This is a genomic window from Collimonas sp. (genome assembly GCF_039923675.1).
In the GTDB taxonomy this organism is placed as follows: Bacteria; Pseudomonadota; Gammaproteobacteria; order Burkholderiales; family Burkholderiaceae_D; genus Collimonas.
Window position 1 is genome coordinate 97,669 of the sequence record NZ_JBDTCG010000080.1, and the last position, 13,385, is coordinate 111,053.

Annotated in this window: 16 protein-coding genes; 9 read left to right on the forward strand and 7 right to left on the reverse strand. The window is 57.7% G+C overall.

What is annotated here, in order from left to right:
* Positions 1-12: 12 nt before the first annotated feature.
* Positions 13-201, reverse strand: coding sequence for a helix-turn-helix transcriptional regulator (locus tag ABI171_RS17220; RefSeq protein WP_348093757.1), 189 nt, complete (start codon positions 199-201; stop codon positions 13-15).
* On the reverse strand, positions 198-512 hold the full coding sequence (locus ABI171_RS17225; RefSeq protein WP_348093758.1) for a hypothetical protein: 315 nt from the start codon (positions 510-512) through the stop codon (positions 198-200). The genes ABI171_RS17220 and ABI171_RS17225 overlap by 4 nt, the downstream gene beginning before the upstream one ends.
* 119 nt (positions 513-631) lie before the next feature.
* Here ABI171_RS17225 and ABI171_RS17230 point away from each other — a divergent pair, with 119 nt between their 5' ends.
* Both ABI171_RS17230 and ABI171_RS17235 read left to right on the forward strand, forming a co-directional pair.
* Positions 632-820 carry a hypothetical protein gene (locus ABI171_RS17230; protein WP_348093759.1) on the forward strand — a complete coding sequence of 63 codons (189 nt, stop codon included), beginning with the start codon at positions 632-634 and terminating at the stop codon, positions 818-820.
* Positions 821-1,025: 205 nt separating this feature from the next.
* Positions 1,026-1,577: a DUF1439 domain-containing protein gene (locus ABI171_RS17235; protein ID WP_348093760.1), complete on the forward strand. Its 552-nt coding sequence runs from the start codon at positions 1,026-1,028 to the stop codon at positions 1,575-1,577.
* On the opposite strand, the gene ABI171_RS17240 is transcribed toward ABI171_RS17235, so the two are convergent.
* Positions 1,574-2,413, reverse strand: coding sequence for a GNAT family N-acetyltransferase (locus ABI171_RS17240; protein ID WP_348093761.1), 840 nt, complete (start codon positions 2,411-2,413; stop codon positions 1,574-1,576). The two genes, ABI171_RS17235 and ABI171_RS17240, sit on opposite strands and share 4 nt — an antisense overlap.
* Before the next feature lie 193 nt (positions 2,414-2,606).
* Here ABI171_RS17240 and ABI171_RS17245 point away from each other — a divergent pair, with 193 nt between their 5' ends.
* A complete protein-coding gene (locus tag ABI171_RS17245; protein WP_348093762.1) occupies positions 2,607-3,656 on the forward strand; it encodes a hypothetical protein in 1,050 nt (349 codons plus the stop codon).
* A 26-nt stretch (positions 3,657-3,682) separates the two neighbouring features.
* Here the strand turns inward: ABI171_RS17245 and ABI171_RS17250 are convergent, their stop codons facing one another.
* Positions 3,683-4,618 carry a LysR family transcriptional regulator gene (locus tag ABI171_RS17250; RefSeq protein ID WP_348093832.1) on the reverse strand — a complete coding sequence of 312 codons (936 nt, stop codon included), beginning with the start codon at positions 4,616-4,618 and terminating at the stop codon, positions 3,683-3,685.
* Positions 4,619-4,800: 182 nt separating this feature from the next.
* Here ABI171_RS17250 and ABI171_RS17255 point away from each other — a divergent pair, with 182 nt between their 5' ends.
* From ABI171_RS17255 to mmsB, 3 genes are all read left to right on the forward strand, one after another.
* Positions 4,801-6,042, forward strand: a complete 1,242-nt coding sequence (locus tag ABI171_RS17255; RefSeq protein ID WP_348093763.1) for an ABC transporter substrate-binding protein — start codon at positions 4,801-4,803, stop codon at positions 6,040-6,042.
* A gap of 61 nt (positions 6,043-6,103) precedes the next feature.
* On the forward strand, positions 6,104-7,612 hold the full coding sequence (locus tag ABI171_RS17260; protein WP_348093764.1) for a CoA-acylating methylmalonate-semialdehyde dehydrogenase: 1,509 nt from the start codon (positions 6,104-6,106) through the stop codon (positions 7,610-7,612).
* 73 nt (positions 7,613-7,685) lie between these two features.
* Positions 7,686-8,579 carry a 3-hydroxyisobutyrate dehydrogenase gene (mmsB, locus tag ABI171_RS17265; protein WP_348093765.1) on the forward strand — a complete coding sequence of 298 codons (894 nt, stop codon included), beginning with the start codon at positions 7,686-7,688 and terminating at the stop codon, positions 8,577-8,579.
* Positions 8,580-8,599: 20 nt separating this feature from the next.
* Here mmsB and ABI171_RS17270 read toward each other — a convergent pair whose 3' ends face one another.
* A complete protein-coding gene (locus ABI171_RS17270) occupies positions 8,600-8,887 on the reverse strand; it encodes a helix-hairpin-helix domain-containing protein (RefSeq protein ID WP_348093766.1) in 288 nt (95 codons plus the stop codon).
* 110 nt (positions 8,888-8,997) lie between these two features.
* Here ABI171_RS17270 and ABI171_RS17275 point away from each other — a divergent pair, with 110 nt between their 5' ends.
* A complete protein-coding gene (locus tag ABI171_RS17275) occupies positions 8,998-9,432 on the forward strand; it encodes an Rrf2 family transcriptional regulator (RefSeq protein WP_348093767.1) in 435 nt (144 codons plus the stop codon).
* Between the two features lie 260 nt (positions 9,433-9,692).
* Positions 9,693-10,943, forward strand: coding sequence for an MFS transporter (locus ABI171_RS17280; protein WP_348093768.1), 1,251 nt, complete (start codon positions 9,693-9,695; stop codon positions 10,941-10,943).
* A 134-nt stretch (positions 10,944-11,077) separates the two neighbouring features.
* Here the strand turns inward: ABI171_RS17280 and ABI171_RS17285 are convergent, their stop codons facing one another.
* On the reverse strand, positions 11,078-11,647 hold the full coding sequence (locus tag ABI171_RS17285) for an elongation factor P (RefSeq protein ID WP_348093769.1): 570 nt from the start codon (positions 11,645-11,647) through the stop codon (positions 11,078-11,080).
* Positions 11,648-11,768: 121 nt separating this feature from the next.
* Entirely contained in the window at positions 11,769-12,932 is a 1,164-nt protein-coding gene (gene earP, locus ABI171_RS17290; RefSeq protein WP_348093770.1) for an elongation factor P maturation arginine rhamnosyltransferase EarP, read from the reverse strand.
* Positions 12,933-13,069: 137 nt separating this feature from the next.
* Here earP and ABI171_RS17295 point away from each other — a divergent pair, with 137 nt between their 5' ends.
* Positions 13,070-13,321: a hypothetical protein gene (locus tag ABI171_RS17295; protein ID WP_348093771.1), complete on the forward strand. Its 252-nt coding sequence runs from the start codon at positions 13,070-13,072 to the stop codon at positions 13,319-13,321.
* Positions 13,322-13,385 lie beyond the last annotated feature (64 nt).

Below are 13,385 nucleotides of genomic sequence, written 5' to 3' on the forward strand. Positions count from 1 at the left end.
AGCTTGGCCGCTTCAGATAGAAAAGATTTCTTCGATAGGCTTTGCAAAAATATGGGCGATAGCGAATGCAAGCGGCAGGCTTGGATCGTAGCGGTCAGTCTCGATGGCGTTGACGGTTTGCCGCGACACTTCGAGCAAGTCGGCCAGATGCGCCTGGCTCCAGCCGCGCTCGGTACGTAATTCACGGAGTATGCTCTTCATCGGTTGATCCAAGTCCGGACATAGCTGAGCATGGCCCAAGCAAAGCCCATGACAGGCCAGACCATGAACATGCTCAAGCGTTGATAGCCATCGTTTTCGAGAAAGCCGTAAGTGAAGGTCCAGCCGGCGGTAAGGGCGGCGGCAATCGCTATGTTTTCCAGCGAGCGCAGATAAACAAATTCATCGCTGCGCCAGATGCCGGGTTCAATTAGCGGGCCGAATTTGAGCGACAGCACCAGCATCGCGGCATAGATCCCCAGACTGCCCAGCAGCTCACGTTTCCCCAGTTTTGCAGCGTCCTTTTTGCTCATCGTATTACTCCTTGCTGTAAAGTATGCTTTACATCATAGGGCGGATAATCTGGATGTCAAGCAAGCTTTACATTTGATCTGGAATTTCACTACAATCGATCACCTGGAACGCACTTGAAATGAAAGCGACCCCTGTGACGGATGACGCAAAGGTCGGCTGGCTGATTCACGCGACAGCGTTTTATGCCGATGTCCTGGATTTTGATATCATCGGTGTGAACCCACACCGCACGATTGGGCGGGACAATCAATGCCCGACCATCCTCGTCACCCGGGCGTCCACGTACAGCGCCTTGGCTCAACCATGATAATGCGGACCGATACGCTCACCGCGCGGATAATAGCGCGCTACCGCATTGCCTTCAGCGGCGTCGTTGTGCAGATCGGGAGGAGTGGCCTTGGACAAGATAGAGGGATTTTTTCTGGCACGCGATGGTCGAAGCTCGGTTGGGTAGAATAATTGTATCCGTTATTTCACGTTTGAAAGTGCCAAGAATGCCTGTAAAACGACGCATGTTAATCAAATCGCTGTTGGCCTTCGGCGCGCTGGGTATCGCTGCCAGCGCCATGGCCGGCTATAACATCTGGTCCAACGAGTACACGTTTACCCGGCAACAGTTGCAGGCCACGATGGAGCGCAAGTTTCCGTTGCGCTTGCGCTATGCCGAAGTGTTCAATGTCGACCTGAAGAGTCCGCAGCTGAGCCTCGACTCGCCGCAGAACCGTGTGGTGACGCTGGTGAATGTCAGCGTGGTGAGCCCGTTGCTGTTGCCGACGCCGTTGGGCGGGACGATTACCCTCAGCAGCCGTTTGAAGTACGACCGTGCCGGGCGCGCCATTCGCCTCGACAGTCCCACCGTGGACACCATCGATTTCAGCAGCGTACCGCCACAGTACAAGCAGCAGCTGAACCAGATCGGCGCAATGGTTGCAGAACAAGTGCTGAAAGATTATCCGATCTACACCTTTACCGCCGATGAGTTGCGGCTGAACGGCAAGACCTTCGAGCCTGGCGCAATTACCGTGCAGACCGACGGCATCGCGGTACAGATCAACGAATCCTAGGGGCTGGTCAAGAACTTGATAAAAGTCGACTTGGTATAAGCCAGGCTGAAGCCTGCGCGCTCGGTATTGCGCGCGCTGGTATTGGCCGGCCTGGCGGTGACGCTGGCGAGAGTGCAACCGGCGTTGCGCGCTGCGTTTAGCCGGGCGCGCAAGAGCGCAAGCTGTATCCCGCGTCCCCGGTATGCAGGCAGGGTGCTGGCGATGTACAAATGCGCAAGTAAGCCTGCGGGCGTTTCGATCAGGCTCATTCCCCCCGTGCCGGCCATCTGGCCATCCACGGTCGCGGAAAAAAGCAGGGTGTCGCTGCGCCGTAGCGCAATCTGCGCCAGCGTTTCCAGCAGAATGCGCGGCCTGTTCACCGCCTGCACCGAAAATCCCGCAACCGAATCCGCTGCAAACGTGGCGCCCACCAGTGCCTGATCGCTGACTACTTCTATTCCGGCGCTGGCCGCAAAGGTATCCGCCGGCGTCAGATAGCGCACGTAGGTATTGCTGAAGGCGTTGACCGTATAGCCGCGCCCGGCCAGAAGCGTTAACGTGCTGCCGTGGGCGTGCGGGCAGATGTCGATCTGCGTTTCCAGTCCCTGTGCGGCGTACATGCTTTCCAGCGCCGCCAGTTCAAATGAGAGTGCCGGCGCAGTCATGCCGAATCCTGTAACGTGATTCAACTTGCGTCCGAAAGCCGGATCGGTCAACGCGGCGATGCCGCCCGCGATGGCGACGGTTCGCGCGTTTTCAGCGCGGCTCAACGCGCGGAAACTGTCGACTTGCCTGCTTAAATGCGTTGCCTCGGCCAATTCAAGAGCGCGAGCGAGTTCGGGGCCGGTCAGGATCATGGGGCGTTTGGATGTGAGGTGATGCGGAGAAGCAAACGTGAAACGATATTACTTCGGCAGGAGGCATCCGGCAAGCTATCGCGTTTTGCTGAAATTATCTGAAAATATCACATCGATGGCACTCCCAATCTGCCTTATTATTTTGTGCGGAGGCGCCGCTGACGCCTACTGACAATCAATGAGAATGGAATCCATGCTTTCGACACTGCGCAATCTTGTTGGCGTTTCGATACTCGTTTGTGCGGCCAGCGCCGGCGCCATGACGGTGCGCCTGGAGCGGCCGGACTCTTCCAAAACTGACGGCCGCGCTGCATCCTGGACCATGAACCTGGATGGGGAAATTGATGCCGGCGCACCCGCCCGCGTAGCTGCCGCCCTGCGCCAGAGCGGATCGGCAGGCGTCGACGTCTACCTTGATTCAACCGGTGGCGATTTGTTGGCAGGCATGGAAATCGGACAGCTTCTAAGAAAGGCCGGCGCTGCAACCCATGTCGGGCGCTATGCGGGCGGATCGGCGCCGACCCCGGGCGTCTGCTACAGCGCCTGTTCGCTGGCTTTCCTGGGCGGCGTCTATCGCTATGTCAGCGAAGGTTCACAGTACGGCGTGCATCGTGTCTCGCGTGCTTCCGGACCGGTGGCCGGCGATCTCGATACAGGGCAAATCGTCTCGGCCGGCATCGCGCGCTACATCCGCGGCATGGGCGTAGGGCAGGGTTTGCTTGACTTGCTGGTGCAAAAGGGCGAGCAGGGCATCTACTTGCTGAGCGACGCCGAGATGAAGGCGCTGAATGTCGTCAACAACGGCCGCCAGACTGCCGACTGGTCACTCGAAGTGGCCGATGGCGGCGGATATTTGCGTGGCATGCAAGACACGGCATATGGGCGAGGAAAGATTGCGCTGCTGTGCGATAAGGGGAAAATCCTGATGTTCACTTTTTATCAGGTCGGCGACCAGGCTGCCGGCATGGCTGGCGGCGGCTGGTTGCATTCACTGCTGCTCGACGGCGATGTGATCCCCTTGCAGGATCCTGACAGCGTGGTCGCGGACAAAGGCGAGATTCAAACCTTCTTCACGCTCACGCAAGGGCAGGCAAGCCGGATTGCAGCGAGTCATGCGGTCGGCCACGCGATGCAAGCCACGCGCGATGCGCCAACCTTCATGGGTTTCAAGCTGGATATTCCCGGCCCGGCTTCTCAAAAAGTGCACGCATTCATCAATAACTGTATTTTGCCGCATCAATAACACAGAGATTTTCCAGCGGCCATGAATCAGCCGGGTTGATATCGGTCCGGCTGATAAATCATCTCCCGCGATTCACCCATCAAGAATGGCCGGTTCGGCTCGATCACTTCACGCAGATAGCGCCATAGCGCGGCTACCCGCGCCACGTTGCGGGTTTCGGTGGCGGCCACCAGCCAGAATGCGCGCTGTATATCGGCTTGTCCATCCAGCACCGGCATCAGGTCTTCGCTTTGCTGGGCCAGGAAACAGGGCAGGATCGCCAGTCCCTGGCCACTGCGCGCCGCGGTGTACTGGGCGATCACGCTGGTGCTGCGAAAGGCGCGGAAGGCGGCGGGGGCGACGTTCTCCTTGTAACGCAGCTCTTCGCTGAACACCAGGTCGTCGACATAGCCGATGAAGGCGTGGTTGTTCAAATCCTGCAGCGTCTTGATCGGCGCATGGGTTTCCAGATAGGAGCGGGTGGCGTACAGCTTGAGCAGGTAGTCGGTCAGCTTGGTGACCACATAGTTGCCGCTTTGCGGGCGCTCGATGGTGACGCCGATGTCGGCTTCGCGCTTGGACAGGTTGACGAAGCGCGGCACCGGCAGCAGGTCGACGGTGATGTGCGGGTGGCGGGCACAGAAATGCGCCAGATGCGGCGCCAGTACAAAGGTGCCGAAACCTTCCGTGGCGCCAAGCCTGACCTGTCCCGACAGCAGTCGGTTGTGGCCGCTCAGTTCCTCGGCGGCGGCATACACCGTGCTCTCGACTTTTTCCGCGTAGTCGATCAGGCGGTGGCCTTCGGCGGTCAGGGTGTAACCCTGGTTGTTGCGCTCGAACAGCTGGCTGCCGACCTGCTCTTCAAAGCGGCGCATGCGGCGCGATACGGTCGAGTGGTCGATCCCCAGTTTCTTGGCCGCTTCCACCAGGCCCTGGCTACGCGTCAGCTCCAGGAATACCCGCAGGTTATCCCAGTCCAGCATGGCATTTGTCGATTTCACATCTTTTGATTTCATCTGATCATTCTCGCTTTGCATAAATGCAAAGACATTGTGGATTATTGTCTATTGTTTCAATAATAATGCACATGCAGAATGTCCATATAGAAATTCAAAAAACGTTTGGGGTTCGCCAAGGCGACCTGAACTAAAAACAGGAGACAACGATGACAAATGCGGGGCGCAAGCTGCTTGCAGGTGGTTCGGCTGTGATCTTTTCATGCATTTTTCCATTGGCAGGTTTGCTGGCCGCCAGCCATGCGCAGGCGCAGGACGGCGACGTGTACAAGGTCGGTATCCTGACCGACATGTCGGGGCCATACTCGGCGATGGGCGGACCGGGCTCGGTAGTCGCTGCCAAGATGGCCATCGAGGACTGCATGAAGGCCGAGTGCAAGGGTATGAAAATCGAGTTGCTTACCGCCGATCATCAAAACAAGGCTGACATTGGCGCCTCCAAGGCGCGCGAATGGATAGACCGCGATAAGGTTGATGCGATCGCCGACTTGACCAATTCATCGGTGGCGCTGGCAGTGCAGCGCCTGATCCGCGACAAAGGCGGCATCGCCATGTACAGCGGTCCGGCCACCACGGTGCTGACCAATGCCGAATGCGCGTCGAACGGCTTCCACTGGATGTTCGACACCTACTCGCAGGCGGCAGGCGCGGCCGCCGCACTGACCAAGATGGGCCAGAAATCCTGGTATTTCGTCACAGTTGATTACGCCTTCGGCCAGTCGCTGGAAAAAGACGCCGGCGATGTCGTCAAGAGCCTGGGCGGCACTGTGGTCGGTTCGATCCGCCATCCCTTGAACGCCAGCGATCTCTCCTCGTTCTTACTGCAGGCGCAGAGCTCGAAGGCGCAAGTGATCGGCCTCGCCAACGGCGGCCAGGATACGGTCAACGCCATCAAGCAGGCGCGTTCGTTTGGCATCGGCACTAAAAACCAGCGGTTGGCGGCGCTGCTGGTGTTCTTGTCGGATGTACATGCACTCGGCCTTAACGATGCGCAAGGCTTGATTTACACCGACGGTTTCTACTGGGATTTCGACAACGACACCCGCGCATTTTCCAAGCGTTTTGAAGCGCTGGACAAGGGCAACAAGCCAACCATGGTGCATGCCGGCGTCTACTCCAGCGTCTATCACTATCTGAAAGCTGCGGCGGTCACCAGATCGCACGACTGGAAAGTCGTTACGCAAAAAATGCGCGACATCCCGATCCACGATGCGGTCATGCGCAACGCTTCGATCCGTCCCGACGGCCGGGTGATCCATGACATGTATCTGTACCAGGTGAAAACGCCGGCTGAATCGAAATCGCCTTGGGATTACCTCAAGCTGTTGTCGACGATTCCGGCGGAACAAGCTTTCAAGCCGATGAACGCTTCCTGTTCCTTGGTGAAGTAAAAAATACGTCCTGCCTGTTTGCACAGGCTTTGTTTTGAATTTTCATTTCCGAGGTTTGATCATGTCCACTACCACTATCCCCAACGTCCCGCTATACATCGACGGCAAAGCCGTCCAATCCGCCAGCACCGAATGGCGCGACGTGCTCAATCCGGCAACCCAGGAAGTCGTGGCGCGTGTGCCGTTCGCCACCAAGGCGGAAGTCGATCACGCGGTAGCCAACGCCAAGCAGGCATTCGCCACCTGGCGCAACACGTCGCTGGCGCAGCGCATGCGCATCATGCTCAAGTTCCAGCAACTGCTGCGTGAAAACATCGCGCCACTCGCCGAGCTGATCACCCGTGAACACGGCAAGACCTTGCCGGACGCCGAGGGCGAAGTCATGCGCGGCCTGGAAGTGGTCGAGCATGCCTGCTCCATCACCTCGCTGCAGATGGGCGAGTTGGCCGAAAATGCCGCCAGCGGCGTCGATGTCTACACCATCAACCAGCCGCTCGGCGTCGGCGCCGGCATCACGGCGTTCAACTTCCCGGTGATGCTGCCTTGCTTCATGTTTCCAGTGGCGGTCGCTTGCGGCAATACCTTCATTCTCAAGCCGTCCGAGCAGGACCCTTCGTCATCGCTGTTCCTGGTCGAGCTGGCGCAGCAGGCCGGCTTGCCGCCAGGTGTTCTGAACGTGGTGCATGGCGGTCCCGATGTGGCCAATATGCTGTGCGACCATCCCGATATCAAGGCGATTTCGTTCATCGGTTCGACCAATGTCGGCACCCACATCTATCGCCGTGCCGGTGAAGCCGGGAAGCGGGCGCAATGCATGATGGGCGCGAAAAACCATTGCATCGTGCTGCCGGATGCCAACAAGGACCAGGCCATCAACAACCTGCTCGGCGCGGCGTTTGGCGCTGCCGGCCAGCGTTGCATGGCGAATTCGATGGTGCTGTTGGTTGGCAAGGCGCGCTCATGGCTGCCGGAAATCGTCGAGCGTTCGCGCTGCCTGAAAATCGGCCCGGGCAGCGACCGTAAAGCCGACCTCGGACCGATGGTCTCGAAGGCCGCCAAGGCGCGCACCGAACGCCTGATCGGCTCCGGCGTGGAGCAGGGCGCGCAGCTGTTGCTGGATGGCCGCAACTGCCAGGTCACCGGTTATCCCGACGGTAATTTCGTCGGCCCGACGATTTTCTCCGGCGTCACCGTCGAGATGGATATTTATACGCAAGAGATTTTCGGCCCGGCCATGTGCGTAGTTGAACTGGAAACGCTGGACGAAGCGATCGCTTTCATCAATGCCAATCCGAATGGCAACGGTACTTCGATCTTCACTTCGTCGGGCTGGTCGGCCCGCAAATTCCAGAACGAGATCGACGTCGGCCAGGTCGGCATCAACGTACCGATTCCTGTACCGGTCGCTTATTTCAGCTTCACCGGCTCGCGCGCCTCGAAACTGGGCGACCTCGGCCCGAACGGCAAGCAGGCGGTGCAGTTCTGGACCCAGACAAAAACCGTGACCGCACGCTGGTTTGCGCCGGACGCAGATGGCGGTGAAATCAACACGACAATTTCAATGAAGTGATCCGGTATCTGACCGGAGCCGAGAGGCTGGCTCCGGCAGGCGATACAACACTACTCAAAAAAAGAGACTTCATATGAACAACGAAATCGTTTTTATCGGGCTAGGCAACATGGGTCTGCCAATGGCCTTGAACCTGGTCAAAGCCGGCCACAAGGTCAGCGGCCATGACCTGGTAGCGGCCAGCATCGAGAAATTTGTCGCCGGTGGCGGCAGTACCGGCAACGACCTGGCCGCCGCAGTTGGCGCCGCCAAGGTGGTCATCACCATGCTGCCCGCCAGCCGTCATGTCGAATCGGCCTATCTTGGCGCCAGCGGCATCCTGGCGCAAGCCGCGCCCGGTACTTTGCTGATCGACTGTTCCACCATCGCTCCCGACGCCGCGCGCAAGGTAGCCGCGGCGGCGCTCGAGAAGGGCTTCACCATGCTCGACGCCCCGGTTTCCGGCGGCACCGGCGGCGCGCTGGCCGGTACGCTGACTTTCATGGTTGGCGGTTCGGATGAAGGCTTCGCCGTAGCCAAGCCTTATCTGGAAAAGATGGGCAAGGCAATCTTCCACGCCGGCGACAACGGCAGCGGCCAGACCGTCAAGGTGTGCAATAACATGCTGCTGGGGATACTGATGATCGGCACCTCGGAAGCGATCCGGTTGGGCATGGCGAACGGCATGGATCCCAAAGTGATGTCGGAAATCATGGCCAAAAGCTCGGGCCGCAACTGGGCGCTGGAAGTGTATAACCCTTGTCCCGGCGTGATGGAAAATGCACCGGCGTCGAAAGGCTATAGCGGCGGCTTCGGCGTCGACCTGATGTTGAAGGATCTGGGACTGGCGGTGGAAAATTCCCTGTCGACCGGCAGCAGCGTGCCGCTCGGCGCCATGGCGCGCAACCTGTACGACATTCACAGTAAGAGCGGCGCCGGCGGCCTGGATTTCTCCAGCATTTTCAACATGCTGGCCAAGGCTGAATAGGTTTGGTGCAAGGTTTGTGATCAGCCCGACGTGAGCAGGCGCTTGCGCTCTGCCGTGTAGGACCACCACGGTAGCGGCTCAGCGCCTTCCATATAGCGCACCACCGACATGAAGACATCGATCACGCATGGATCATGGCGGGTGCCGGTCTCGGCGCACAGCGCTTCATACATCTGTAGCGGCGATTTCCCGATCAGTTGCGCCGGTTGCTGAATCCCGATGCAGCGCAGGTCGGCGGCGCCGGCCTTGCCGATATTCGGTAAATCTTCCAGCCGGGCTATCGCATCTCGTTCCAGGTATTTGGGCATATTGCTTCCGTTAATTGTCTGAATGGCATTCCACGAACGCCAATATCACCATCATAAGCATATGCAAAGATATTCGTTGCACGATTATCTGTATGGAATATACTTACAGTATGAAGTCCAGTCGATTTGCCGTCGCGGCGCATATTTTAGTCAGTGTGGAATACGCCACCAGAGGCGGGGAAGTGTATTTCCCATCCACAGCCATTGCGACCAGCGTCAATACCAACCCGGTTTTTGTGCGTGAACTGTTGCGCAAGCTGAGCAAGGCCAGGCTGGTGGTGACCAAGGAAGGCAAAGGCGGCGGCGTGCAGCTGGCGCGGCCGGCTTCAGCCATCAACCTGGCGGAGATTTACCAGGCGGTGGAAGAGGGGCCGGTGCTCAAGCATAATACGCGGTCGAAAGATTTGTGTTGTCCGGTCAGTTGTGGCATGGATATGGTGCTGGACCCAGTGGTATCGGAAGTCGAGGGCGCCTTGCTGGATATTTTGCGGGGAAGGAAGTTGTCCGAGCTGGTCAACAAGATTGCCTACAAGGTCAGCGAGTAGCCTGTTTTTTTATGATTAACTGTAGTTTCACTGAATACAGTTAATCTCGTTATTTTCCAGTTATTTGTGTATAGGATCAATTCGATCCTATTTTTATATTCTTAACTGTATTAAAAAATAATACAGTTTAATCGTGGCAGTCCGGCCTCGATGCAAATGCAGTACAGCCGGTAGGCAAGTCAATGGCGGCTGGTCGACATTCAATTTACGCATTCAGTCAATTCTAGCGCTGGTGTCAAACCCAGGCGAAGGGGAAATACATGGAAAAAAATCTGGCCGCGCTCAGCGCACAAAACGACAGCCTGCTCGATATGCCGGCCAGCCGTGCCGCGGGCGCAGCATCGCCGCTGCGTTCCTGGCTGTCGGTGGTGTCGGTGGCAATCGGCGCCTTTGCTTTTGTGACGACCGAATTCCTGCCGGTGGGCCTGCTGCCGCAGATCGCCCGCGATCTCGGCGTTTCTCCGGGTTCGGCCGGATTGATGGTCACCACGCCCGGCATCATCGCCGCCATCTCGGCGCCGGGTTTGATGCTGGGAGCAGGGCGCATCGACCGCCGCTTCATCTTGCTGGCGCTGTCGATCTTGCTATTGGCCTCTAACCTGGTATCCGCCTTTGCGCCAAGTTTCGGCGTCATGCTGCTGGGACGTGCTTTGCTGGGCGCCGCTCTGGGTGGCTTCTGGACGCTGGCGCTGGCGACCTCGGGGCGGCTGGTGCGGCAAGAGCAAGCCGCCAAGGCGACCGCCATGATACTCAGCGGCGTCACCTTCGCCACCGTGCTCGGCGTGCCGCTCGGGACGTTTATCAGCGGGCTGTATTCCTGGCGCGCATCGTTTATCGCCACCGGCATCCTGGCTGCCGTCGCCCTGGCTGCGCAAGCATTGTTGTTGCCGGCGTTGCCGTCAAAAGCTGCGATCCGCTTCAGTGATCTGCGCGCCTTGCTGGGACGTGCAACTGCGCGCAAGAGCCTGTTGATGGTAGCGCTGGTGTTCGGCGCGCACTTTTCGTCGTATACCTATATCACGCCATTCCTTGCGCAAAACAACTTCAGCCTGTCGGCCATCACTTCGATATTGCTGGGCTTCGGTTTCGTCGGCTTTATCTCCAACCTGGCGATCTCGACCACCGTAACGCGCCACCTCCAGGCTTCGCTGTTCGGCATCGTCGCGATCCTGCTGGCGGCGCTGGTAGTGCTGCCGCTGGTGCACGCATCGGCCGCCGGCGTCTCCCTGATGGTGCTGGTGTGGGGCATCGCCTTCGGCGCGATTCCGCTGTGCCTCAGCATCTGGCTGCAACTGTCTTCGCCGGATCTGCCGGAAGCCGGTTCCGCACTGTTTGTCAGCATTGTGCAGGTGGCGATTGCGCTGGGGTCGTTCACCGGCGGCGTGGTGGTCGATGCGGTAGGGATTCCATCCACTTTGTGGCTGGGCGGTTTCCTGGCATTGACCAGCCTGGTGGTGATCGCCAGCTTCGGCATGGGGAACAAGAATCTGGCCGAGATATTGGGCAAGTAACGGTTTTTGCGCCGGGTTGTCTTGACCGGCTTATGTATGTAATCTGAAGGACTTATTCACCTCTCTGAGGTGAATAAGCGAAAAAAAACGCTGCGGATAAATCGGCAGCGTTTTTTTTGACAAACGGGAAAGGATTACACCCGTTTCTTGAACTCGTTGGTGCGTGTGTCGATTTCGATCGTATCGTCCGAGCTCACGAACAGTGGCACCATGACGATGTGCTGGTGCGCTTCGATGGCGTTTTCGATCTTGGCTTCTTTCAGGACGTTGCCCGAAGTGTTGCCCTTGACTGCCGGTTCCGAGTAAATGACCTTGCGCGCGATAGTGGTTGGCAGTTCGACTGAAATTGCCTTGCCGTCATAGAACACGGCTTCGCATTCCATACCGTCTTTCAGGTAGTTCAGTGCGTCACCCAGGTTTTCGCCTTCGATTTCAAATTGTTCGAAATCTGCGTCCATGAATACGTACAACGGATCAGCAAAATAGGAATAAGTCACAGCCTTTTTGTCGAGCACGACGACGTCGAACTTGTCGTCGCCGCGGAAAACGTTTTCTTGCGGGCTGTTGGTCAGCAAGTTCTTCATCTTCCACTTATAGGTGAAGCCCGTGCGGCTTGAACCGTTGACGTCAGAGCGCAGAACGATCATAGGCTTGCTGTCGACCATGATGATGTTGCCGACACGAATTTCTTTTGCTGGTTTCATAGCGAATATACGTAAAAAGTAGGTTGCATAAGAATCATCTGTAGCCTACTGGCAAACAACACCGCAAGCCTACGTATGATTGAATTTTAAAATGCGTTAAAAATTAGCCCTATATTTTAACCTATATTTGCTTTGATTCTTGCTTAACTGTTCCGGCGAACTTCAGTAAATTGAATGCCAAGTCGCCATTTGCCAACATTTGTTGCTGCCAATCAATAGACGGATTGGCAATTTTTGATAGATCGGCTTCAAATTGCGGCCAAGTATCGGTCCAGTCGATAGTGTCTTTTGCGGCAGCATTCCAGCCCAGCGAAAAGGCGATCAGACTCGCGGTTTTGGCCGTGGTCGCCTGCAAGAAAGCGTTCAATTTGACGTGATGCAGGTTTTCATCTTGCGGGTAGATGTGCCAGATAAACGGCTTGCCGGCCCATTGGGCGCGGACGAAGGAGTCTTCACCCCGCACAAAATTCAGGTCGCAGGCCCATAGCAGCTTGTCGTAGTCCGGCTGCGGCACAAAGGGCAGCACGCGCATGGTCAGCGCGCCGCGGGTGGCGCTGGCGCCTGCGGTTGCAGTTTGCCCGAGAAATGTCTGGACGGCATCGTTGGCAACCCCTTCCGGCACCAGGCAGGTAATCGCCTTGGCATTGGCCTGCCATGCTGCGAACAACTCGGCAACTGGGGCCTGCGGATAACAGAACAGGGAAATTTTCAGGGCTGCCATCTCTGCCGGCGTTACGCCGAACTGGCCGAGAAAGGCGGCGATCGCGGGCGGATCTTGCTGGAATGCCTCGCGCTGCTGCAGCAGGCCGGATTCGCGCAGCAAGCCGCCGGTACGGCTGGTGAAGCCGGGAAAGAAGAAATATTTTGTCAAAGACAGTGGTTGGGGCGAGGACAGGGCGTGGCAGCCTTCCACCCAGGTTTCCGCGCTCAGGCCTTCCAGGTTGAACCACACCGGGTGCGGCGTTCGCTCTGACATTGCCTTGATATAGCCGGGCGGAATGTCGCAGGCAAAAAATTCGATCACGATATCGGCGATCTCTTCGGCGGCAAACGCGCTGTCCTGATCGCGCCAATGCTTGACCGTCACCGCGTTGATCTGCTGTATCTCGCTGTCGATCGAGACGGCCGGGCAAATCCGCTGGAAACTCCGTAAATCGTCCACCCACAAGGTCACGGCGATGCCATGTTCCTGCTCCAGCTGCCGCGCCAGGCGCCAGCAGATGCCGATGTCGCCGTAGTTGTCGACGACTTTGCAGAACAGGGCGAGCGATGTTTTTGGATGCATGTTGAGAAGGTTCAAGATCATGTTTCAAGAGTGACCGGCGTTTTTTGTCGTCCGGCGGTTTTGCAATTGGCCGGGTAGTGTAATAATGCCGTCCCCGCATGATACCCGACGATACCCGACGATGAGGACGATGAAAGATGACTAACGAGCGCGACCTGATTGCCGACCTGACGCTGGCGGTCATCGATCTGGCAGGCGCGCTGGCGCAGATAGCGGAAACCTTGCCCGCGCATACCAAGGCGCAAATCAACGATTCCCTGAATGTGGCGGTGACCAAGCTGGAGCAGGTGGCCATCGCCATCAGCGAGCCTGGCGACCAGCCCGGCGATCAAGGCCCCGATAACCCGGCCACGGTGGAAGTCATGGCAGAAACCGCGGCCCAAACCTAGTAAACCGGCGCCGGTTTGACTGCTGCGTTTTGTAACAGCGGTGTTCCGTCATTGTTCAATAACT

Coding starts and splice junctions, on each gene's coding strand:
- ABI171_RS17275 (WP_348093767.1), top strand. CDS start 8,998: ATGAAGTCCAGTCGATTTGCCGTCGCGGCGCATATTTTAGTCAGTGTG.
- ABI171_RS17225 (WP_348093758.1), bottom strand. CDS start 512: ATGAGCAAAAAGGACGCTGCAAAACTGGGGAAACGTGAGCTGCTGGGC.
- ABI171_RS17285 (WP_348093769.1), bottom strand. CDS start 11,647: ATGAAACCAGCAAAAGAAATTCGTGTCGGCAACATCATCATGGTCGAC.
- ABI171_RS17250 (WP_348093832.1), bottom strand. CDS start 4,618: ATGCTGGACTGGGATAACCTGCGGGTATTCCTGGAGCTGACGCGTAGC.
- mmsB (WP_348093765.1), top strand. CDS start 7,686: ATGAACAACGAAATCGTTTTTATCGGGCTAGGCAACATGGGTCTGCCA.
- ABI171_RS17235 (WP_348093760.1), top strand. CDS start 1,026: ATGTTAATCAAATCGCTGTTGGCCTTCGGCGCGCTGGGTATCGCTGCC.
- earP (WP_348093770.1), bottom strand. CDS start 12,932: ATGCATCCAAAAACATCGCTCGCCCTGTTCTGCAAAGTCGTCGACAAC.
- ABI171_RS17270 (WP_348093766.1), bottom strand. CDS start 8,887: ATGCCCAAATACCTGGAACGAGATGCGATAGCCCGGCTGGAAGATTTA.
- ABI171_RS17280 (WP_348093768.1), top strand. CDS start 9,693: ATGGAAAAAAATCTGGCCGCGCTCAGCGCACAAAACGACAGCCTGCTC.
- ABI171_RS17295 (WP_348093771.1), top strand. CDS start 13,070: ATGACTAACGAGCGCGACCTGATTGCCGACCTGACGCTGGCGGTCATC.
- ABI171_RS17245 (WP_348093762.1), top strand. CDS start 2,607: ATGCTTTCGACACTGCGCAATCTTGTTGGCGTTTCGATACTCGTTTGT.
- ABI171_RS17260 (WP_348093764.1), top strand. CDS start 6,104: ATGTCCACTACCACTATCCCCAACGTCCCGCTATACATCGACGGCAAA.
- ABI171_RS17230 (WP_348093759.1), top strand. CDS start 632: ATGAAAGCGACCCCTGTGACGGATGACGCAAAGGTCGGCTGGCTGATT.
- ABI171_RS17255 (WP_348093763.1), top strand. CDS start 4,801: ATGACAAATGCGGGGCGCAAGCTGCTTGCAGGTGGTTCGGCTGTGATC.
- ABI171_RS17220 (WP_348093757.1), bottom strand. CDS start 201: ATGAAGAGCATACTCCGTGAATTACGTACCGAGCGCGGCTGGAGCCAG.
- ABI171_RS17240 (WP_348093761.1), bottom strand. CDS start 2,413: ATGATCCTGACCGGCCCCGAACTCGCTCGCGCTCTTGAATTGGCCGAG.